Below are 23,336 nucleotides of genomic sequence, written 5' to 3' on the forward strand. Positions count from 1 at the left end.
CCCTTCAGTATACATTCGTAGCGTTCTTGTAACATTCTTTTAACAAATGACCGCAAGGAAGTATACTTTTTTATCAACCAGTATCCCTTCCCCAAGCTATTCCTAACCTGCCTGCCGCCCTTAGAGTTTTGTTGTAATGCAATGAAACTGAACAATTTTTATTCAAATATTTGATGCTATGCATTCAAAAGCTACTCCTAATAGCCCTTTTACTGCCCTTTTCTGTTTCCCTCGCTCTGCAGGGAAGGAAGCTGTGAAAACCAGCGTTGCCCACTTTTTTCATAAAGCCGGGTCAATAGCTTGGAAAAGTTTTCTGCTACTATTATTACTATTCGGTATAGGCGCGCGGGACAGCCAGGCGCAAACCTATACCACGAGGGTATATGCCAATACACAAGTAGGCAGAGCCTCCGGACTTTGCATCGGTTGTGGTGTAACAAATGGTACACAGGCAGTGGATGGCTCCCTTACTACAGCCTCCACTATTTCTACATTGGTAACACTGTTGGGCGCTACGGCCTCACAGGACCTGATTTTTCCGGCTGCCGTTACCAATAATACGCCTGCGGTAGTTAAAATAGGTACTGCCGGCACACTCGGCACGCTGGTAAATTTAAACCTGCTTGGCGGCGTTTATGTACAAGCCTACAATGGCAGTACGCCGGTAGGTGGTACTGTCTTTGCCAATAACTCAGTATTAACCCTGTTGGCAAGTGGCAACCAGGCGGAAATATTTTTACCTGCTCCAGGCGGCACATACGACCGTGTAAGAGTAACAGTAGATGGCGGATTAGCAGGAGTAGCCGGTAGCATACAGGTATTCTCAGCATATTATGATACACCTGCTTCAGGTACAATAAACTGTGGCGCTGCAATAGATGTGCTGTACGGCGTTACCGGGCAGGCAGCTTCACTTGGAGTAGTAACCAATCCTGCTGCTGCAGGTGATGGTATTGTTACTGCAGCCAATTATGCAACGCTGAGCAGCGTTGTTGGGGCGTTAGGCAGCAGTGCCCAGGTTACTGCAGTATTCCCTGGTCTCTCTAAAGCAGGTGATTCTATCCGTGTGGTAGTGTCAGATCCTGCTTCGCTGCTTACCCTACAGCTATTTAGTTCTGTTAGAATTATTACTTATAATGGAGGTACTGTAGTTGATAATATTCAGGCCGATGGCAATTTATTGCGCCTCAATCTTCTTTCAGGAGGAGGAAATTTACAGGCGTTAACTTTCCAGCCTACAGCGCCTTTCGATCACGTAACAGTGCAGATAGGCTCCGGGCTGGCAGGCGCACTCGCCTCCCTGAGAGTACATGAAATACAACGTTTCCCGGCAGGTCCGTCAACAGCTGGTGGGATATTGAGAACTACCTGCCTGAATTCGCCGCTTACATTGAATGTAAGTAGTCCGGAAGCAGGGTTAACTTATAGCTGGTACGACTCTACCCAAACCACTGTGGTAGCTTCCAACAGCACCAGTTACAGTCCTCCTGTAGGTGTTGCCGGAAGTTTCCGTTATTATGTTTCCGCCACCAGGATCGGCTGTTCAACCGAATCAGCCAAAACTTTGGTGACTGTAAAGGTTAATAATTTCTCTACCGCTGCAGATATTACTGTTCCTGCCACTACACAGGGCTGCATCGCGGATACCGTAACAATTACCCCTACTTCTGCAACTGTTAATAATAACCCGGTATTCAGCTGGTATAAAAATGCTGATAAAACCGGGCCTATTACAAATGGCCTGATAGAAGGAGCCGTTAAATACAGCATCGATACTACCGGAAAATTAAATATTACCGGTCTTGCTGCAGGATCATACACCTATTATGTAAGCGTATCGGACAGCGATCATTGTGAAAATGCAGCTAACGCCCTGAAGGCGGCTCCGGTAACTGTATCCGCGCAAATTGCGCCACCGGTACTTTCCCAAACGTACGCGGTAACAACCGGAATACCATTGGTGTTAACAGCCACACCAGTATCCGGCGCTACTATTGAATGGTACAGCGATACCACGCAGGCGCCGGTTGCAGTAGGCAACTCCATCACCCTGCCTCCGTTTACCAGTCCTGGTGTATTTACTTACTACGCAGGTGTAAAAACTACCGGAGGTTGTACGTCTTTCCGTGTTCCTGTGGTCATTACCGTAACCGGCCCTGTTACCACTACCAGTTGTAACGTGCCCACCAGCCAGGTAACCGGAACCACATTGGGATGTGTATTGTGTAGTGTTGTAAATCCTGGATTTGATATAGATACGGTTTCTACGAATTTCACCCGTCTCAATATACCGGTAGGTTTATTAGGAGGATCAGTTTATCAACAACTTATCTTCCCTGCTGCAGGCGATGCAACAGACAGCATTCGTCTTGATCTGGCTTCACCAGGCGGACTGGCAGATGTAAGCTTACTTGGCGGCGCTGTAGTTACCATTTATAATGGAACAACGGTTGTAAGTACACACACTTTATCCCAGTTGCTCACTTTAAGATTACTGAGCGGAACCCGCTACTATGCTACAGTGGCCGCTGGTGGCGTATACGACCGCGTGGAAGTGAAACTTACGGGCGTAGCGAATCTGCTTACTTCCCTGGATATTTATGGTGTACGCTCTCTTGTACCGGATCCTGTTATTACAGCCGGCAATCTGACCGTATGCGTTGGCGAGCGCGCTGTATTTACAGCCACTCCAGCTGCTGGTACTACTGTTCAGTGGTATGCTGATTCAACCACCAATATCTCCCTGGGCAATCAGCCGACATTTACGACCGATACGTTAAGAACCGCCGGTACCTTTACTTATTATGTACAGGCAATGGATGGTACCTGCGCGAATCCAAATCGTATACGGGTTACCGTTACCGTGAACGCATTGGGCACTGCAGCTGATATTACCGTTGCAGACACTACTAACGTTTGCGGAAGTGGTGCTGCCACACTCACACCAACAGCCGCAGGCGTAACAACTCCCGTATTTAAATGGTATGCAGACGCCAATAAAACAACGCCCATTACCAACGGCACTGTTATTGGTGGCGCCACCTTTACTATAAATGCAGCCGGCAGCCTGTCTGTCACTGGCCTTTCACTGGGTAATCATACTTATTATGTAAGCGTATCAGGTGCCAACCGTTGCGAAAATGCAGCCGGCAGCCTGAAATCTGCTACTATAAAAGTAACTACCCCTCCTGCACCTCCTACGCTGGTTCAGTCATACACCGTATCTACCGGCTTACCATTAACACTGGTAGCTTCACCAGCTCCGGGATCAACGATAGTTTGGTACCGCGATACTACACAGGCATCCATTGGCAGCGGCAATTCTATTACCTTGCCGCCGTTTACTACGCCGGGTGTATATAGCTACTTCGCCGGCGACAGCCTGCCAGGTGGTTGTGTTTCCAGCCGCGTGCTGATCACCATCACGGTAACAGGTCCTGTTACTACCACCAGTTGTAACGTGCCTACCAGCCAGGTAACCGGAACAACTTTTGGCTGCGTGTTGTGTAGCGTTGTAAACCCAACCAACGACATCGACACCGTTAGTACCAATTTCACCCGCCTCAATATACCGGTAGGTTTGTTGGGAGGCGCTGTTTATCAACAGCTCATCTTCCCCGCCGCAGGTGATGCAACCGACAGCATCCGCTTCGACCTGGCTTCACCAGGCGGATTGGCAGATGTAAGTTTACTGGGTGGCGCAGTAGTCACTGTATATAATGGTACTACTGTGGTAAGTACTCAGAATTTATCACAATTAGTTACTTTAAGATTATTAAGCGGTAACCGTTACTATGCCACAGTACCTGCTGGTGGCGTGTATGACCGCGTTGAAATAAAATTAACCGGGTTAGCGAACCTGCTTAACTCCCTGGATATCTATGGCGTGCGTTCCGTTGTTCCGGATCCGGTTATTACCGCCAAAAATGTGGCAGTATGTGCTGGTCAGCGTGCCGTATTCACCGCCACTCCGGCCGCTGGTACCACTGTTCAGTGGTATGCTGATTCAACCGGCGGCGTTTCCCTGGGTAATCAACCTACATTCACAACAGACACGCTGAGAACCGCCGGTACCTATACCTACTATGTACAGGTAATGGACGGCACCTGCCCAAATCCAAACCGTATCCCGGTTACAGCCACTGTAAATCCATTGGCTACTGCGGCAGATATTACCATAGCAGATACCACAACCAGTTGTGGTAGCGGACCGGCAGTGTTGACACCAACCGCAGCCGGTGTTACTACACCTGTATTTACATGGTATACAGATGCTAATAAAACTACGCCGATTGTAAATGGTGCTGTTATTGGCGGTGCTACCTTTGCCATCACCGCAGGCGGTCAGCTTAGTGTAACCGGCCTTACACCAGGTAATCACACTTATTATGTAAGTGTATCCGGTGCTAACCGTTGTGAAAATGCAGCCGGAACTTTGAAGGCTGCTACCATCAAAGTTGTCAGCGCTCCGGCTCCGCCAACAGTGGTACAGAATTATACTATCAGCACCGGGTTGCCGTTAACCATCACCGCAACGCCTGCTCCGGGCGCCACTGTGCTGTGGTATAGCGATACTACGCTGGCGCCAATTGCTACTGGCAATTCTATTACTTTGCCTCCGTTCGCAAGTCCGGGAGTATATACTTATTATGTAGGCGATAGCCTGGCAGGTGGTTGTTTATCCAACCGTTTGCCAATCGTGATTACAGTAACTGGTCCGGTTATACCTGCCAGCTGTAACGTGCCTACCAGCCAGGTAACCGGAACTACGCTCGGTTGCGTGCTGTGTAGCGTTGTTGATCCAAACAACGACATTGATTCTATTCCTACTAATTTCACCCGCCTGAATATACCGGTAGGTTTATTGGGAGGTTCAGTTTACCAACGCCTCATCTTCCCTGCAGTGCGTGCGGCATCAGACAGTATCCGCTTTGAACTGGCTTCACCAGGCGGACTGGCAGATGTTAGCCTGCTCGGTGGTGCAGTGGTAACTGTTTATAACGGCTCAACCGTTGTAAGCACTCAAACATTATCCCAGCTGCTCACGCTGAGAATATTGAGCGGTACCCGCTACTTTGCTACTGTTCCGGCAGGCGGCGCTTATGATCGCGTGGAAGTAAAGCTGACAGGTGTTGCTAATCTGCTCAATTCACTGGACATCTATGATGTACGTGCAGTTGTTCCGGATCCCACAGTTACCACACAAAACGTGGTGGTATGTGCTGGTCAACCTGCCACATTAACAGTAACACCGGCAGCAGGTACAACTGTACGCTGGTATACCGATTCTACTACCACTATTATAAAGAGCACTTTAAATACATACATCACCGACACGCTGAAAACAGCAGGTACATTTACCTATTATGTTCAGGCGGTTGGCGCAAATGGTTGCGCGAATCCAAACCGGGTGCCGGTTAGGGTAACAGTTAACCCAATCAGCCAGTCAGGTGATATCACTATCGCAGATACTACTACTGCCTGCACCAGCGGACCAGCAGTATTAACTCCAACTGCAGCAGGTGTTACCGCTCCTGTATTCAAGTGGTATAAAAATGCAAACAAAACATCTCCAATTACCAACGGCCTGGTAGAAGGCGCGGTAAGCTATGCACTGGATAGCACAGGCAACCTGACCATCACTGGCTTGACTGCCGGCGCCTATACTTACTATGTAAGTGTATCCGGAACCAGTCAGTGTGAAAATGCAGCCGGTACATTGAAGGCAGCAACAGTACGTGTGGTACCAGCTCCAGCTGCTCCGGTTGTAACCGGCGATGTGGTGGTAACCACCGGTGTAAAAGCGATATTAAGCGCTCAACCGGTACCAGGGGCCACTATTGTATGGTATAGAGATGCGACTACTGTTCAGGGTATGGGTGACACCATCCAGGTAGGACCATTTAACACACCGGGCACTTATACTTATTATGCGGCGGTAAGAATTGCCGGCGCCTGCGAATCTGCCCGTGCAACTGTAAATGTAAAAGTAACAGGAGTTGTGATTCCTTCTCCGGATTGTAATGTTCCAACCAGTCAGACCTCAGGTACTACCCTGGGTTGTATCCTGTGTAGTGTAAATAATCCTACTAATGATATAGACAGTAGCAAAACCAACTTCACTACGCTGTCTGTACCTGTTAGTGCGCTCGGAGGCTCAGTATATCAACAGCTGATCTTCCCGCATGCAGGATCTGCAGCAGACAGTGTTCAGGTACGTCTTGGTAATTCAGTAGGACTGGCGGACGTAAGTCTCCTGGGAGGTACACTGATTTCTCTCTATAACAATAATGTACTGGTTAAAACAGACACCCTCTCAAGATTGCTTACCCTGCGGTTACTCAATGGCCAGCAATTCCTGGCTACCGTAGTAGCTCCTGCTGCTTACAACCGGGTAGAAGTAAGAATGAAAGGTGTACTGAATCTCCTGAATTCAATTGATATTTATGGTGCAAGGATCATATATCCTAAACCAACTGTAAATACGACAAATGCAACCGCTTGTATCAACAGCAAGGCTACGCTTTCTGTAACTCCTGCGGCCGGCACATCTGTTCGGTGGTATGCTGATTCAACCAGCAGCACCGTATTAAGCACACAAAACAGTTACACTACTGATACGCTGAAAGTAGCAGGTAAAGTAACCTACTATGTAGCGGTACTGGGCGGACCAGACAATTGTCCTAACCCGGATCGTATACCTGTAACCGTTACCGTTACACCTGCTCCTCCTGTACCAGGAGTTCCGGCTACCGTGAATATTTGCCCTGGTTCAAATGCGTCTCTGCAGGTTTCTAACCCGGATCATCAACTGACCTACAACTGGTACAATGTGCCAACCGGCGGTACCAAACTGAATACCGACAGCGGCTTTGTATTTAATGTAACAGCGGTTAACAGGGATACTACCTTCTATGTAGAAGCGGTTAGCAGTTGTGGTGCTGCATCAGGCAGACAAGCCATCAGCATTGTGATATCTGCTTCATTGAGCGCGCCGGTGGTAACGCCAAATCCGGATTCAACTGTAGTAGGCAGACAAACTGCACTGACAGCAACCTCCAATACGGCAAATGTTCAGTTTGTATGGTATGCAAGTCAGGCTGGTAATGATAGTCTGTTTACAGGACCAGTATACACTCCTCCTGTATCCAATGTAATAGGAACCGTTACCTATTGGGTGGAAGCCAGGTTAACAGGCGGTGCTTCCTGCAAATCTATCAGGGTGCCTGCAGTAATAGTTTACGGACCTGAACCTGGTCCGGATCCTGGTCCATGTGAAGGCGCTTCTACGCAAACAATTGGCGGCAGCGGATTACTCATATTGGGTAATGTATACAATCCTGCCCTGGCAGTAGATGGCAGCTTAAGCACCGGATCTTCACTGGTAATTAACCTGGGCGCATTGAACGCACAGGTATGGCAAAGAACTAAATTCAACGGAGTATCTGCTCCTGGAGATACCGTAAGGGTATGGCTGTCGAACCCAAGCCAGGTGCTTTCTGCAGCACTGCTGGGTGGTGTGCAGTTAACAACTTATAATGGTACCACTCCCGGAGATTCTCTCCTGGTAAATAACCCGCTCATTAAACTCACTATACTGAGCAGCAAGAGACAGGCTATCCTCGAATTTGTACCGACCAAAGCATTTGATGCAGTAGAAGTAAAACTGAAATCAGGCATACTCGGTGCATTAACCACGGTAGACTTCAATTACGCACAACGTGCACTGGCAGCTCCGAAAGTTCAGTCAGCACAGGTAACAGTATGCGCTGGCGGTACCGCCAAACTGGATGTACAGAATCCTGCAGCAGGCGTTACTTATCGCTGGTACACCAGCAAAGGTGTTTATCTCACAGGTAAAGATGGTGTATCCTTCACCACCGGTACCCTGACTACAGATACTGCCTTCCTGGTAGAAGCATTCAGGAACAATTGCGCCAGCAGTGGTCGCACAAGGGTGGATGTAAAAGTGGTGGCAGCGCCTGCGCCTCCGGTAGTACGATCTGCGAATGTGGAAGTATGTGCCGGATCTGATGCCCAACTTGCCATTAACAACCCGGTAAGTGGATACAGCTACGCATGGTACAATGTGGCTACTGGTGGAACCAGACTGAATCCGGTTCCGGACAGCGGCTTAACATTTACTGTGACCAACGTAACTGCACAGGCAATCTATTACGTAGAAGCTATCAACGATAGCTGTAATACCATATCTGCCACCAGAACAGCGGTTACCGTTAAAACAGGTACATCATTGGCGCCGCCAACAGTAACACCTGTAAACGACACCGTTGTGATTGGCCAGCGTCCGCTGTTCATTGCAAAAGCAGATGCGGCTAACGCAGAATTCTATTGGTTCAGAACACAAACAGCAACAGACACCTTATTTAAAGGTGCTTCCTTCGAAGGTCCTGCGTCTACCGCCCTGGGAACCGTTACCTACTGGGTGGAAGCAGCCCTGCCGGGTGCAGCAACCTGTAAGTCTGCAAGGATAGCGGTGAATGCAATTACCGTAACTCCTTCAGGTCAGGTGCCATGTGAAGCCGCTACCGGACAAACAATTGGCGGATCCGGCTTGCTGGTGCTGGGTAATGTATATAACCCGCAACTCGCTGTGGATGCCTTTACAAGCACAGGATCTTCCCTGGTGATAAACCTCGGAGCTATCAATGCAACGGTGTTCCAGAAAGTAACCTTCAATGGATTATCTACTCCGGGTGATACTGTAAGAGTGAAACTGTCTAACCCAAGCCAGATCCTTTCTGCAGCGGTGCTCGGCAGTATACAACTCACTACCTACAACGGTAACACCCCAGGTGATTCCGTATTAACATCCAATCCGATCCTGCACCTGGATCTGCTGAGCGGTAGCAGAAGCGCTATCCTGTGGTTTGTACCAACCAAGCAGTTTGACGGTGTGCAAGTGAAACTCAGATCAGGTATCCTGGGAGCCTTACTCGATGTTGACTTCAACTACGCACAACGCGTTATTGCTCAACCGAAAGTACAGGTGAACAACGCTACTATCTGTAAGGGTAGTCAAGCTACTCTCAGCGTAATAAATCCTGCACCAGGTATCACTTACAGCTGGTACAACAGCCAGGGTAATCATTTACTGGATAGTATTGCATATGTAACGCCAACCACACTCGATTCCGGAGTACATACTTATACAGTAGTACCAACCAGGAACGGTTGTCCGGGCGCCGCATCCGCAGCGATAACAGTAACCGTTCAGGGATCACCATCAGCTCCGGTTCCGGAAGCCAATAATGTATCTACCTGTCTGAATACACCAACTACCCTCAGGGTAAAAGCTGTAGCAGGTGTTCGCTACAACTGGTACGACGCAGCAACAGGCGGAGCAACATTGGTAACTAACAGTAATGAATATACTACGCCGGCCAGTCTGCAGGCAGGTATCTATAACTTCTATGTGGAAGCAGTGAATGCAGGTAACTGCGCTAACGACAGCGGCCGCACCAGAATTACACTCACTGTAGACAGCGCCTCAACAGCGGCCGACATTCAGATCACAGATAAAGTAATCTGTGCCGGTGATACAGCGGTATTAACACCAACTACCACTACCGTACAGAACCCTGTATTCAAATGGTACGCTAATGCCGACAGAACCGGTCCGATCACGCAGGGTGTAAGCAGCACAGGCGTATTAAGTATCACAGGATTAATGCCAGGAACATACACCTACTATGTAAGTGTAAGCAACGCCGGCAAGTGTGAGAATAAAGCAGGTGATTTGAAAGCAGTAAAAGTAACCGTGAATAATACCGCCACACCATCAGACATTGTAGCGGCAGATACAACTATCTGTGCAAACACTACGGTTAAACTCACAGCTGCTTCAACTACCGTAACAAACCCAATATTCAAATGGTATGCAGATGCTGCCCTGACAACATTCCTCGCATCAGGCGCAACATATACTACCAGTGCATTGAGCGCAACTACTTCTTACTATGTAACAGTAGAAGGAAGCAACAGATGCGCAAATGCAGCCGGCAGCGCGAAAGAAGTGAAAGTGACAGTAGGTAATATACCAGCTCCGATTATTACTGCATCAGCCATCAGCATCTGTGTAGGCGATACCGCAACACTGAGCATTCAGAATGCGGACAATACATTGACCTACCGCTGGTATAGCGCAGCAACAGGCGGCACATTACTGTTCACCGGTCCGGTGTACAAGGTAACAGGCCTCACCGCATCGAAAGACTTCTATGCAGAAGCTTCTCTGGGTGGATGTAGCAGTGCTGCCAGAACGAAGGTGTCAATCGGTGTGGGTGTTGCTCCAACCCCAATACTGGAAAGTAATAATGTAACAGCATGTCAGGGCGGAACAGCTGTACTGAAAGTGACCTCTTCTGTGAATAATATCACATACAGGTGGTACACCACATTAACCGGCGGAGTAGCTGTGTTTACAGGCCCAATCTTTACCGTGAATAATGTGACCGCTAATGTAACCTACTATGTGGAAGCTACCGGTGACACATCAAATTGTGGTAAACCTTCTGTAAGAGCTGCTGCGAAGATCAACGTAGTACCGGTACCATCGGCTCCTGTATTGGTAAGCAACAGTGCGGAAGTTTGTAAAGGCCAGGATATAACACTGCAGATACAAAATCCTGCCGCAGGAGTTACCTACGAATGGTTTGATGCAGCAACAGGCGGCAATAAAGTGAACGAAGGACCAACGTTTACTATCACGGCACTGGATTCTACAGCGAGCTACTACGTACAGGCACTGGTAAATGGAGGCTGCCCAAGCGCAAGCAGAACGAAGGCCACCATCACCGTGAAGAGCGTACCGGCAACACCTGTAATTGCATCCACTTCCCTGTTCGTTTGTCAGGGTGGCAGCGTAACACTTTCTATCCAGAATCCTGTGGCTGGTGTTACCTATCGTTGGTACAGCGCCGCAGCTGGAGGTACATTGCTTGCCACAGGCAATAGCTACACAACCGGCGCATTAAATACAAGTACTGATTTCTATGCAGAAGCGAATAATGGTAATTGCAGCAATAGTGTGAGAGCGAAAGTTTCCGTAGGCGTAGGACAAGCGCCAACACCAATCCTGGAAAGCAACGCACTCACTATCTGTATGGGAACTTCCGGAACACTCCGTGTAACCTCCGCTACCAACGGAATAATCTATAAATGGTATACTTCGGCCGCAGGTAATGATTCTGTAGGTGTAGGACCGGTATTCCAGACAGGACCGCTCAACGCCAGCATGGATTATTATGTGGGAGCAACCGGAACTACGGGTCAATGCGGTAGTCCATCCGCGAGGGTGAAAGCTACTGTAACAGTAGTGGCTCCGCCAACAGCTCCGGATGTAGTAGCCTCCGCACTTAAAACATGTGCGGGCACAGGTATCACCGTATCTGTGAAAACTATCAAACCTGGAGTTACCTATCAGTGGTACGATGCTGCAACGGGTGGCAACCTGCTTTCTTCTGATGCAGTGTACAGCGTACCGGTGGTTACCCAGAACACTACCTTCTATGTGCAGGCGAATCTGGGAAGCTGCTCCAGCAGCAGAACAGCGGTAACAGTAACCGTTGACCCAACTCCGCCAATACCGGAAGTAAATGCGGATAACCTGACAACCTGCATAGGTGGCACCGTAACATTCAGTATCAAGGGTGCAGACGCTTCATTGACTTATCGCTGGTATGATGCGCAGAACAACGGTGTATTCCTCGCAAGTGGTACTTCATACGCAACCAAACCGCTGGCCTCAAACACCACCTTCTATGTGGAAGCACTGAACAGCCAGGGTTGCAGCAGCGGACGCAAAGCCGTAACAGCAAATGTCCGCAACGATATAGACGCACCATTGGCAGATCCGCTGACAGTATGTAGCGGACACACAGCGGTACTTTCTGTGAAAGGCAGGCAGCCGGGCATCATTTACAAATGGTTTACCGTATTACGTGGCGGAGTAGAAGTATTTACCGGTGCAGATTTCACCATCACACCAACAGTAAGTACCGTATACTACCTGGAAGCATCTACCAGCGGCGGTTGCATCAGTGCAAGCAGAACAAGGGTGGAAGTAACCGTGAATCCGTCGCCAGCTGCTCCTGCAGTAGCCAGTGCAAGCATTAAAGTTTGTACCGGCCTCACAGCTACGCTGAATGCGCTGAACCCGGATAACACGCTCACCTACAAATGGTATACTACCGCAACAGGCGGTACAGCTGTCTCCACAGGTGCTTCTTATACAACACCTGCGGTAACCGCAAATCAGATGTACTACCTGGAAGCTTCCAGCAATAATGGTTGTTCAAGTCCAACACGTACCGCGGTAAGCGTTGAAGTAACACTTCCGCCAGCCGGGCCACGTGTAACCGGAAACGATCCGGTATGCCCGGGCAGCACAGCCATACTGATGGCTACTTCCACCACTACGGATGTTGATTTCCGCTGGTACTCCGTGGCCACTGGCGGTACGCCGATAACCACAGGTGCAACATTTGTTACACCGGCGCTGAATGCCAATGCTACTTATTATGTAGAAGCATTTACAGCAGGTGGTTGCACCAGCTCCGCCAGAACAAGGGTGGATGTCAGCCTGGCACAACCGCTGCCTGCACCAGTTGTAACAGTGGATAACACGACGGCTACCGCTATCACCTTCCGCTGGTCACCGGTTACAGGTGCACAACGCTACGAAGTGACAGTAGATAATGGCGTCACATTCACAGCGCCAAGCTCAGGTGCAACTGGTACCACACATACTATCTCCGGCCTGCAGCCGAACCAGAGTGCTACGATCCAGGTACGTGCCATCGGGGCATCCACCTGCCAGAACAGTGCACTGTCTGCCGCAGTAACGGACAAAACGAAGAACCCGCAAGGCAACAACATCTATGTACCAAACCTGTTCAGCCCGAATGGTGACGGTATAAATGATATCGAGTATGTATATGGAACCGCCATCGCACAGCTTGAATTCAGGATCTACAACCAGTGGGGTCAGTTGGTATTCACATCGAAAGACCAGCGTCAGGGATGGGATGGTACCATGAGCGGACAGAAACAACCTGTAGGTGTGTATGTATGGATAGTGAAGGCTACTATGCAGGATGGCACCGTGATCACGAAGAAGGGTAACGTGACCCTCATGAGATAATGATGATTCATCAGCAAGATCAAATCAAAAATAAAACCGGGGTGCTTCAAGGCATCCCGGTTTATCCAGAAATACTTAAAAATGTTCCTATGAAAAGGATTTTTATAGTTGCAATGATTTTATGGAGCAGCCTATTGCCCCGCACTGCTGTTGCCCAGGTTGATCCGCACTTTTCGCAGTATTATGCGTACCCGTTATGGCTTAACCCTGCTCTGACAGGTGTAATAGATGGCGACTACCGGATTAGCGCTGATTATCGTAATCAGTGGGCCAATTATGGGAAGCCATTCTCAACAGTGGGCATTTCTGCAGATGCCGCCACAGATAAGAACATCGGTGTAGGTATCAATGTAATGAATATGTCGGCAGGTGACGCAGGCTATAACTTTTTTAATGCAATGGCCAGCGTTTCTTATACCGGTGTGAAATTTGGCCGTACCAAAACCAGCCAGCTGGTGTTTGGGATTAATGCGGGATTGATCAACAGAAGACTGGACCCTGCCAAATTCCAGACAGGCAGCCAGTATCAGCCGGTAACCGGTTTCGATCCAAGCATATTTAACGGAGAAAATGTAAGTAATACAACCTCCAATCAATTTGACGCCGGCGCAGGGGTTGTGTTTTTTGATGGTAATCCAAATCATATCCTGAACCCATTCGCCGGATTTGCAGCGCAACATCTCACACAACCGAAAGATCCGTTTTCCTCCGATGGCACCGAAAGAAAACTGCCAGTGAGATATCTTGTTCACGGTGGTACCAAGATCAGGTTGAATGACGCCGTGACGCTTACTCCTACTGGTCTTTACATGCGACAAGGCAATGCCGAGGAAATCGTGGCAGGTATGTATGCGCAGCTAATGGTAAATCCTGAATTCGACTTCCTGGTAGGAGGTAACTACCGCTTCAATGATGCGGTGATTCCTTTTGCCGGTTTCCATTTCAAAAGCTTTGTACTGGGATTAAGCTATGATGCCAATACTTCCAACATGCGCCGCCTCGTAAATGGCAGCCAGAGCTTTGAAATATCACTTTCTTTTATCAGCCGCAAAAGAAGAACGCTTAACGAAGAATACTTTATTTGTCCCAGGTTATAATCTATCAAAAACCGGATCAGAATGGAGGCAAAAACTTATACAGAAAAAAGAAATGGAACCCTCATGAAAAAAATTACTCTCTGTTGGCTGGTGATTTTTGCAGGAATAATTAGCTCTATACAAGCGCAATATGTTTATGATTTTAAACATACTGCGGATGTTTTTTATAGCTCACGGGATTATTATTCCGCTGCACAGTACTACAATAAGGCACTGGGCACTTTCAAAATCAAGCCAGAGCAGGTATTGCCCTATACAGTTGCAGGCGCTCCTCCCAGTGGTAAACTAAAAGATTATCAACAGGTAGTAGCCCGGCTGGCCGAATCCTACCGGCTCTTCTACGACTATGGAAATGCTGAAACCTGGTATGCACAGCTGGTTGGGTTTAATAACCCGGCATATCCCCAGGCACGATACTGGTATGCCATCTGCCTCCGGTACAATGGAAAGTACCAGGAAGCACTGGATGAATTTAAAAAATTCAAACAAAGCTACACCGTCGCCGATGAACTGTCTGTAAGAACCCCGCTTGAAATTGCCTGCTGCGAATTCGCACTTTCCGAATCCAATAAGGAACCGAGATTTACGATCGTGAAAACTGCCGGCAATGTTAATGAAGGCGGAGCAAACTACGCGCCGGTGATCTTGGATCCCGGCACTTTAATGTTTACCTCTTCCCGTGCTGAGAACCCACCGTTGCCAACCACTGTTAAGCAACCCACAACAAAAAAACAAGCAAAAAAAGGAACCCCATATGTAAATGACCTTTACACAGCCACCGGAAGCGGCAATACTTTCGACAACAGCCAGAAGGTAAAAATCCCTGCCGCCAAAGGATTCGATCAGGGAGTATCTGCCATTACCCCCGATGGTAATTCACTTTATATCACCCGCTGGTCTGTGAAAGATGGCGTGAAACAATCCGCTATCTATTTTAGCAGTCGCCAGAACGGGGTATGGTCGGAACCGAAAATATTAGGCGAGAACGTAAATGTTGCAGGGTATAATTCTATGCAGCCCTATATCACGGCCGATGGAAAATACCTGCTGTTTGCGTCCAACAGGCCCGGAGGTATGGGTAAAAATGATTTGTGGTATTGCATCATGACCAACGGCACACCCGGTGGAGCGCGCAACATGGGCACTGCCATCAATACGAAAGATGAAGAACAGGCGCCATTTTACGATGCAGAGAAAAACCTGCTCGTGTTTAGCAGCGATGGCCGCGTAGGTTTGGGAGGGCTCGATTTCTTCCAGAGCGAGGGCGATTTCGGTACCTGGTCTGCTCCCGTTAATATGGGAAAACCATTGAACTCTCCTAAGGATGATATCTATTATACGGCATTGGATAATACACATCCTTTTGCAGCCGGCTTCATCAGCTCCGACAGGGAATCTATCTGCTGCCTGGAAGTATTCAGTATTAACCGCATCCGTAAAATAGCAAGCGGTTTGATCATCGACTGCGATACTCATCTCCCGCTGGAAGGGGCTACTGTTACCCTGCTTGATACTGTGAGGAAGAAAACAATCCGTAAAGTTACCCTGGACGCCACCGGAAGGTATACCTTTGAAGTAGACCCACAGCGCTTTTACAAGGTAATTGCTGAAAAAGATAATTACTTCACCAAAGCACTCTATTTTAATACAGATTCTTTAGTGCGGATAGATTCAATGGATAATCCCACACTTTGCCTCAAGCATTACGAAATAGAAAAACCAATTGTTCTTAATAATATCTACTACGATTTCGGAAAGGCAACCCTCCGCGAAGAATCTAAAGTAGTATTGGATACAGTGGTTGATATGCTGAACGATAATCCGAAGTTAACTATCGAGATGAGCGCACATACCGATAGCGTAGGCTCCGTGAAATTCAATGAGAAACTGTCGCAGGCAAGGGCGCAATCCTGTGTGGATTACCTGATCAGTAAAGGTATTTCCGCGGAAAGGCTCATTGCTAAAGGCTACGGTAAATCCAGACCAATTGCACCAAACTCTCTGCCTAATCATAAAGACAATCCTGAAGGACGTCAGCTTAACCGCAGAACTGAATTCAAGGTGTTAAAAAGACAAGTTCAGGTAAAGGTGGAAGATGGTAACAGTAGTAGTCAATAAAGTTTTCCCTTAAACCGGCTGTTGGTAGCCGGATCCTTCCATATCCTGTAATAACCATTTAGAAAGCCGGCCCCCGTGGTCGGCTTTTTGTTTGATGATGTTGCAGTATTTCATTATTATTAGGACTCCTTCTTAAATATAACACAGGAGAAAGCATGTTCATTTTGTGAACATGCTTTCAATAGTTGTAATGTAAATTTTTAACTTCCGGATTAGTTGCTTTTGCCAAAGAGACCAATAGCAATGGTGTCAGCAGCTTTCATCACTTTCAGATGAGAACTCAGTTCTATCGCATTGTTATACTTGAATGCAGTATCTTTCTGAATGCCGCCTGGCTTTGAAACCTTAATAGATTTTACTTTTGTTAAAAGATCTATTTTCAGTGCAGCACCAGTTCCTTTGAACGTTCCTTTCAGCAAGGTATCTGTTTTGGGAGCCGCGGCAGTACCGGCTATCAGGTAAACGCCATGATCCGCATCCTTAACATTTTTGGTGAGATTCAGTACAACATTCACACTGCTATCTGTGTTCTCGGTGATGGTAATATCACCTACCTTTTTATCTCTGTCTGCGCCGGCTCCTTTCAGATCAAACGTCTTGGAACGTGGTGTTGGTGGAGGTGGCGTTGGATTATCATCATCTTTACAGGAACTTACAGTAATACCCAATACAGTAGCGATCACTACTCCCGTCAGGAGTGTGTTTTTGTTGAACATAAGCATGATTTCAGTTTTTATGAAGGTTTTACGATTGTGGTTTTGTAATTGTAATGTTTGTGATTTGTGATCTTGTTTTAATATAGGTTTTCAGCGCTTACTAGGAATGTTAAACGGAGGTGGAAATAAAAAGTTACAGCTATAGGTAAAGTATTTTTTAAATATTTTTTTCGCCTGCCTGTAACCTTTACCTATTGTGGATCGTAGCGATCGCATTTTCTCTTTGAAAGAAAATACCTGTTATAACTGATGTTGATCCGCCTATTTGAAAAGATGGTTTTTGATGATTGAAAAATTAAATTACATTTGCGAAGCATCATAAGATGCCAGAACTGATAGCATATGAAAATTTAATCAGACCACGGTACTTCCGTTTGTCGCCCTCCCACTTTTCCTGTTTTAGTTTGCAGTGCCAATGGTGCACTGTTCCTCATTGTTATTTTTCAAAAGTAAGTTATGCCTCTTTTAACGAACGCACCGCAGCGTATACGTCGTTTTTTTCAGTTATTTAAGATAGCCGTTACCGGTAGTGAAAAAGAATTCACCACTGGAAGTATAGACCGTGCAATATTTCTGCTCTCTATTCCGATGATCCTTGAAATGGCCATGGAGTCATTGTTTGCGGTAGTCGATATTTATTTCGTAAGTCATTTGGGTGTGAATGCTATTACCACGGTAGGGCTTACGGAATCTGTGCTCACGCTGGTATATACCGGCGCCATGGGATTGAGTATGGCGGCAACCGCCATGATTGCCCGCAGAACCGGTGAGAAGGATCCTGATGCCGCAGCGCATGCAGCCATGCAATCCTTATACCCGGGATTGCTCGTGTCTGTACTCATCAGTATAGCAGGAATATTTTTCGCGAAAGATATATTGCTGGTAATGGGGGCTGCCAAAGAAGTGGCTGACTACGGCCACGAATATACGCAGATAATACTTGGTGGTAATATCGTCATCATTTTATTATTCCTGATCAATGGTATCTTTCGAGGTGCGGGTGATGCGGCGCTGGCGATGCGCTCTTTATGGATTGCGAATGGCCTGAATATTATATTATGCCCGCTGTTAATTTCGGGATGGGGTCCGGTTCCTGCATTGGGCCTGAAAGGCGCTGCTATAGCCACCTTTATTGGAAGGGGCACAGGCGTGATGTACCAGTTATATCACCTGGTAAAAGGAAAAGACCTGATCCGCATTACAAAAAAACACCTGGCTCCGGCATTTCCATTGATTGGCGCCATTCTTAAAATTGCCGCCGGCGCTACTGCGCAAATGCTGATTGCTTCTGCAAGCTGGATTTTCCTGGTGCGGATCATTTCATATTTTGGAAAAGATGCGGTAGCTGGATATACGATCGCTATCAGGGTGGTGATCTTTACCATATTGCCAGCCTGGGGAATGGCGAATGCCGCTGCTGCATTGGTAGGGCAAAACCTGGGGGCGCAGCAGCCGGAGCGTGCCGAAAAATCGGCCTGGAGGGCTGCCTTTTTCAATATGATCTTCCTGGGTGTGGTGGCAGTAGTATTTATGGCATGGGCGCCTGCCATTATTGGTTTCTTTACCACCGATCCGGTGGTAATCAACTATGGCGTGCAGTGTATCCGGTTAATGAGTGCCGGTTATGTCTTCTTTGCCTATGGTATGGTGCTTACCCAATCTTTCAATGGCGCCGGTGATACGCGCACGCCTATGTTGATCAATATGTTTATTATGTGGTTATTCCAGATGCCGTTGGCCTATACACTGGCTATATGGCTTAAAATGGGCCCTGTTGGGGTTTTCTGGGCTATGGCCATATCGGAGTCCACTTCCGCTTTGGTGGCTATATGGCTGTTTCGCCGGGGCACCTGGAAGCAGGTGAAGATTTAGCTTCCTGCTTTCTGTATAAGTAGTTACCTTTGCGAGGTTTGCATTAAATTTTTACATAATAAAAATAACTCAATAAGCATGTCACTCACAGTCGTAGGCACTATGGCGTTCGATGAAATCGAAACCCCCTTTGGAAAGTCAGGTAAAATCATTGGTGGGTCTGCCACCTACATCGCATGGGCAGCGTCTAATTTCGTGCAGCCTATTAACCAGGTGTCTGTAATAGGCGAAGACTTTCCCGCTTCAGAACTGGATGCGTTGACTGCTAAAGGCGTAGCTTTGGATGGCGTGCAGGTGAAGAAGGGTGAAAAATCGTTCTATTGGTCCGGCAAGTACCATATGGATATGAATACCCGCGATTCACTGGCAACAGAACTGAATGTACTGGCCGATTTCCAGCCTGTTATCCCGGAAAGCTACCAGGGAAGTGAGTTCCTCATTCTTGGTAACCTGACCCCACAGGTGCAGATGAGTGTACTGGATCAGTTGAAGGAACGTCCTAAGCTGATAGTGATGGATACCATGAACTTCTGGATGGAAGTAGCACTGGACGATTTATTGAAAGTACTGAAAAGAGTGGATGTGCTGATGGTAAACGATGGAGAAGCCCGCCAGTTGAGTGGGGAATACTCTCTTGTAAAGGCTGCCCGTAAAATTATGTCTATGGGGCCCCGTTACCTGATCATCAAGAAAGGCGAACATGGCGCATTGTTGTTTTACGAAAATCATGTGTTCTTCGCTCCTGCGATGCCACTGGATGATGTATATGATCCAACCGGCGCCGGCGATACTTTCGCGGGAGGTTTCATTGGCCACCTCGCTAAAACAAAGGACATTTCCTTTGAAAACATGAAAACCGCTATCATCGTAGGTTCTGCTATGGCTTCTTTCTGCGTGGAAAAGTTCGGAACAGAACGCATCCGCGAAATTACCCATGAAGATATTGCGGCCCGCCTGGAGCAGTTTGTTCAGCTGGTGAACTTCGATATTGACCTGGTGTAGCAGAGGATCGCCTTCGGCGATGGAAATTGTCTTGGGCGCTGATTACGCTGATTATACTGATTTTTTGGATTTGATCAGTTTTGATTTTATAAGATTAAGGGAGATATATGCGGACTTATCCGCTTATATCTCCCTTATTAATTATAATAAAATCCAAAAAATAAAATCCGAAAATCAGTATAATCAGCGCCCAAGACAATTTCCCAGCGCCGAAGGCGCTACTTGTAAATACTATTAAGAACAGCCGCCAACCGGAGGCCCCCCTTCAGCAGCTGTTGGTTCAGGTCGGTTACAAAAACGTAATTGTAGCGGTAGCTGAGCTTGGCATCAGGTTGGGTATAAGCATATACCCTGTCGGAGAGCTGGTGTGAGTCAAACATCCAGTCGGCGATAGAACCCTGCTGCATGGCCTTAATTTCCGCTGCAGACGCAATGTCCAGCGCTTTGGTGTATTCTGTATAACTCAGCTGCTGGAAATCGATCAATTGTTCGTCCCATACCTTATGCAGGTTGGAAGGTTTATCAAACCACATAACCGCGATTTTGTTTCCGCCCATATCTTCATCACGGCCTACGTGGAGTGGCTGATGCATATCGCCCATCATATGAACCAGGAAGGTGAGTGCAAACCGTTGTTTGTCTTTCGGCAGGTTACGGTTTTTCAGATCCTTTATCATGGCCTGTGTTTCCGTGTACAGGTTTTCACCGCTGGCTGCGCTCAGGAGCTGATCAAATTTTGCCCGGTCAATATTGCCGGGAAAATCGAGGTAGTGCCACTTACTGGTATGATCGTACTGGTGTGTAGTGTCTGATTTGATAAAATCAGGCCAGTTGGCGATCATCGCCAGGCTTTCGCGGCCCAGGATATTCGTAATGGCTTTACGCGCCTGGGGGGTAAGATGAAGCCAGGCTATTTCGGCGGTAATACGGTGCCCGTTGGGGCCCCAGGCAAAGGTGGCAATGGGTAACAGGAAGGCCAGTATCAGCCCTATTAAAATTTTTTTTCTCATAAGTCCTTTCTTGATTGTGGCAGCAAATTAAAGCTTCTTTTTTAACACTTTCACTTCCATATTCTTTAGTATTTTTACAGATACTGCTCAAATACAATTTCAATATGTCTTTTAATATACATGCTCCATACGCTCCAGCTGGTGATCAGCCGGAAGCGATCAAACAATTAACAAAAGGAATCGAAGAAGGCGAACCGTTTCAGACGCTCCTCGGGGTAACGGGTTCGGGTAAAACATTTACAGTTGCTAATGTTATCCAGCAGGTGCAGCGCCCTACCCTGGTGCTGACCCATAACAAAACGCTGGTGGCCCAACTTTACGGCGAACTCAGGCAGTTTTTCCCGGAAAATGCCGTAGAATATTATGTTTCCTATTACGATTATTACCAGCCAGAGGCGTATATGCCGGTAAGTGATACCTATATAGAAAAAGACCTGGCCATTAACGAGGAACTGGATAAGCTCCGGCTGAAGGCGACGTCCAACCTGCTTTCCGGCAGACGGGATATTATTGTGGTAGCCAGCGTTTCCTGTATTTATGGTATCGGTAATCCCACAGATTATGAAAATGGTATTATCCGCATTCAGAAAGGACAAACGGTGAGTCGCAATACCTTGCTGCATAGCCTGGTAAACTCCCTGTATAGCCGTACTACCGGCGATTTTAACCGGGGTAACTTCCGGGTAAAGGGCGATACCCTTGATATTAACCTGCCTTATGTGGATTATGGTTACCGGATTACTTTTTTTGGAGATGAGATAGAAGAGATAGAAACTATTGATGTGCAAAACAGTAAGCGGATCACAGTGGTAGACAACGCGGCCATTTTTCCCGCGAACATGTACCTGGCTCCAAAGGATATGATGCAGCAGATCATATATGAAATACAGGATGAGCTAAAAGCACAGGTAGAATATTTTAAAGCTAACGGAAAGCTGATAGAAGCGCAGCGCCTGTCTGACCGGGTAAACTATGATGTGGAAATGATCCGTGAACTGGGTTATTGCAGTGGTATTGAAAACTATTCCAGGTTCCTCGACCGTCGTAAGCCCGGCGCCCGGCCTTTCTGCCTGCTGGATTATTTCCCGAAAGATTTCCTGCTGGTGGTGGATGAAAGCCATGTGACCATTCCGCAGATCGGGGCGATGTACGGGGGCGACAGATCCCGTAAACTGAACCTGGTGGAATTTGGCTTCCGGTTGCCTTCCGCACTGGATAACCGCCCGCTGAACTTTTATGAATTTGAGAATATGGTGAACCAGGCCATATTTGTGAGCGCTACCCCCGGTGATTATGAACTGAAGAAAACAGAAGGGGTAGTGGTAGAACAGGTGGTGCGGCCTACAGGCCTGCTGGAACCTCCTATTGAAGTGAGACCAAGTGTGAACCAGGTGGATGATCTGCTGGAAGAAATAGACAAGCGGGTGCAAAAAGGCGACCGCGTGCTGGTAACCACCCTGACAAAGCGCATGGCCGAAGAAATGGACAAATATCTTGGACGTATTAATATTAAGTCGCGTTATATCCATTCTGAGGTGGACACCCTGGAGCGAATTGAAATATTACGTGACCTGCGGTTAGGTAATATAGATGTATTGGTTGGGGTAAACCTGCTGAGGGAGGGGTTGGATTTGCCGGAGGTATCATTGGTGGCTATCCTGGATGCCGATAAGGAAGGGTTTCTGCGCGATGAGCGCTCTCTTACACAAACGGCGGGTCGTGCGGCACGTAATGTGGACGGGCTGGTGATCTTCTATGCTGATAAGATCACGGAGAGCATGCAGCGGACGATTGACGAAACGGATCGCCGCCGTGAGAAGCAAGTGGCATTTAATATAGAACATAATATTACGCCCCGTACTGTCCGTAAAAGCAAAGAACAGATCATGGGACAAACTTCCGTGTTGGAAATCAAGCACTTCGATGAAAACTCACCGATGGCTATCCATGATGAAGTGCTGTTGGTAGCGGAAGATGCGATGGCTTATGCAAAATCCTCTGCAGCCAATGTAAAAACCATCCCACAGATGGAGAAGTCGATTGCCAAAGTGAAGAAAGATATGGAGAAGGCTGCCCGCGATCTTGATTTCATGGAAGCCGCCCGTTTGAGGGATCAGATGTTTGCAATGGAGCGCGAATTACTCGAAATGAAACAATAATCGGCTTCGCAAATTCAGAACATTATATGCAATTATTTGTAATATAAATTAGTTGTTCCAGCAATTAAAGTGATTAATTATTAATTTATATATTGTTGTTTAACAGGTGTTTGCGCGGCTTGTTCCCTTATTACAGTAGCGCGTGCACCTGGCAAATTTGAAAATTGTTAACCTTTCCTTAATATTCTTCTAATATT

At 47.4% G+C, this 23,336-nt stretch carries 8 protein-coding genes; 6 read left to right on the plus strand and 2 right to left on the minus strand.

Annotated elements, in window-relative coordinates; all coding sequences use genetic code 11:
• Positions 1 to 178: 178 nt before the first annotated feature.
• The 3 genes from QFZ51_RS04460 (at position 179) to QFZ51_RS04470 (ending at position 16,380) form a co-directional block, all read left to right on the plus strand.
• Positions 179 to 13,165 (plus strand): gliding motility-associated C-terminal domain-containing protein, encoded by a 12,987-nt coding sequence (locus QFZ51_RS04460; protein ID WP_429043597.1) that lies wholly within the window; start codon positions 179 to 181, stop codon positions 13,163 to 13,165.
• An 89-nt stretch (positions 13,166 to 13,254) separates the two neighbouring features.
• A complete protein-coding gene (locus QFZ51_RS04465) occupies positions 13,255 to 14,262 on the plus strand; it encodes a PorP/SprF family type IX secretion system membrane protein (RefSeq protein ID WP_429043600.1) in 1,008 nt (335 codons plus the stop codon).
• 63 nt (positions 14,263 to 14,325) lie between these two features.
• Entirely contained in the window at positions 14,326 to 16,380 is a 2,055-nt protein-coding gene (locus tag QFZ51_RS04470; RefSeq protein WP_429043603.1) for an OmpA family protein, read from the plus strand.
• 212 nt (positions 16,381 to 16,592) lie between these two features.
• Here QFZ51_RS04470 and QFZ51_RS04475 read toward each other — a convergent pair whose 3' ends face one another.
• Positions 16,593 to 17,096, minus strand: coding sequence for a hypothetical protein (locus QFZ51_RS04475; protein ID WP_429043605.1), 504 nt, complete (start codon positions 17,094 to 17,096; stop codon positions 16,593 to 16,595).
• Positions 17,097 to 17,552: 456 nt separating this feature from the next.
• Between QFZ51_RS04475 and QFZ51_RS04480 the strand changes: the two genes are divergently transcribed.
• The gene (locus QFZ51_RS04480) at positions 17,553 to 18,968 is read left to right on the plus strand and encodes an MATE family efflux transporter (protein ID WP_429043607.1); all 1,416 of its coding nucleotides are present in this window, start codon (positions 17,553 to 17,555) and stop codon (positions 18,966 to 18,968) included.
• A 78-nt stretch (positions 18,969 to 19,046) separates the two neighbouring features.
• On the plus strand, positions 19,047 to 19,970 hold the full coding sequence (locus QFZ51_RS04485) for a PfkB family carbohydrate kinase (RefSeq protein WP_370909096.1): 924 nt from the start codon (positions 19,047 to 19,049) through the stop codon (positions 19,968 to 19,970).
• A gap of 218 nt (positions 19,971 to 20,188) precedes the next feature.
• On the opposite strand, the gene QFZ51_RS04490 is transcribed toward QFZ51_RS04485, so the two are convergent.
• Positions 20,189 to 20,980 (minus strand): S1/P1 nuclease, encoded by a 792-nt coding sequence (locus QFZ51_RS04490; RefSeq protein WP_429043610.1) that lies wholly within the window; start codon positions 20,978 to 20,980, stop codon positions 20,189 to 20,191.
• Between the two features lie 104 nt (positions 20,981 to 21,084).
• Here QFZ51_RS04490 and uvrB point away from each other — a divergent pair, with 104 nt between their 5' ends.
• Positions 21,085 to 23,139 carry an excinuclease ABC subunit UvrB gene (uvrB, locus tag QFZ51_RS04495; RefSeq protein ID WP_429043613.1) on the plus strand — a complete coding sequence of 685 codons (2,055 nt, stop codon included), beginning with the start codon at positions 21,085 to 21,087 and terminating at the stop codon, positions 23,137 to 23,139.
• Positions 23,140 to 23,336 lie beyond the last annotated feature (197 nt).

Source organism: Chitinophaga sp. W3I9, from assembly GCF_050434025.1.
Taxonomy (GTDB): Bacteria; Bacteroidota; Bacteroidia; order Chitinophagales; family Chitinophagaceae; genus Chitinophaga.

Bases quoted from the DNA above. Each gene is read 5' to 3' on its own strand.
- QFZ51_RS04460 (WP_429043597.1), top strand. From the start codon at position 179: ATGCATTCAAAAGCTACTCCTAATAGCCCTTTTACTGCCCTTTTCTGT.
- QFZ51_RS04465 (WP_429043600.1), top strand. From the start codon at position 13,255: ATGAAAAGGATTTTTATAGTTGCAATGATTTTATGGAGCAGCCTATTG.
- QFZ51_RS04470 (WP_429043603.1), top strand. From the start codon at position 14,326: ATGAAAAAAATTACTCTCTGTTGGCTGGTGATTTTTGCAGGAATAATT.
- QFZ51_RS04475 (WP_429043605.1), bottom strand. From the start codon at position 17,096: ATGTTCAACAAAAACACACTCCTGACGGGAGTAGTGATCGCTACTGTA.
- QFZ51_RS04480 (WP_429043607.1), top strand. From the start codon at position 17,553: ATGCCTCTTTTAACGAACGCACCGCAGCGTATACGTCGTTTTTTTCAG.
- QFZ51_RS04485 (WP_370909096.1), top strand. From the start codon at position 19,047: ATGTCACTCACAGTCGTAGGCACTATGGCGTTCGATGAAATCGAAACC.
- QFZ51_RS04490 (WP_429043610.1), bottom strand. From the start codon at position 20,980: ATGAGAAAAAAAATTTTAATAGGGCTGATACTGGCCTTCCTGTTACCC.
- uvrB (WP_429043613.1), top strand. From the start codon at position 21,085: ATGTCTTTTAATATACATGCTCCATACGCTCCAGCTGGTGATCAGCCG.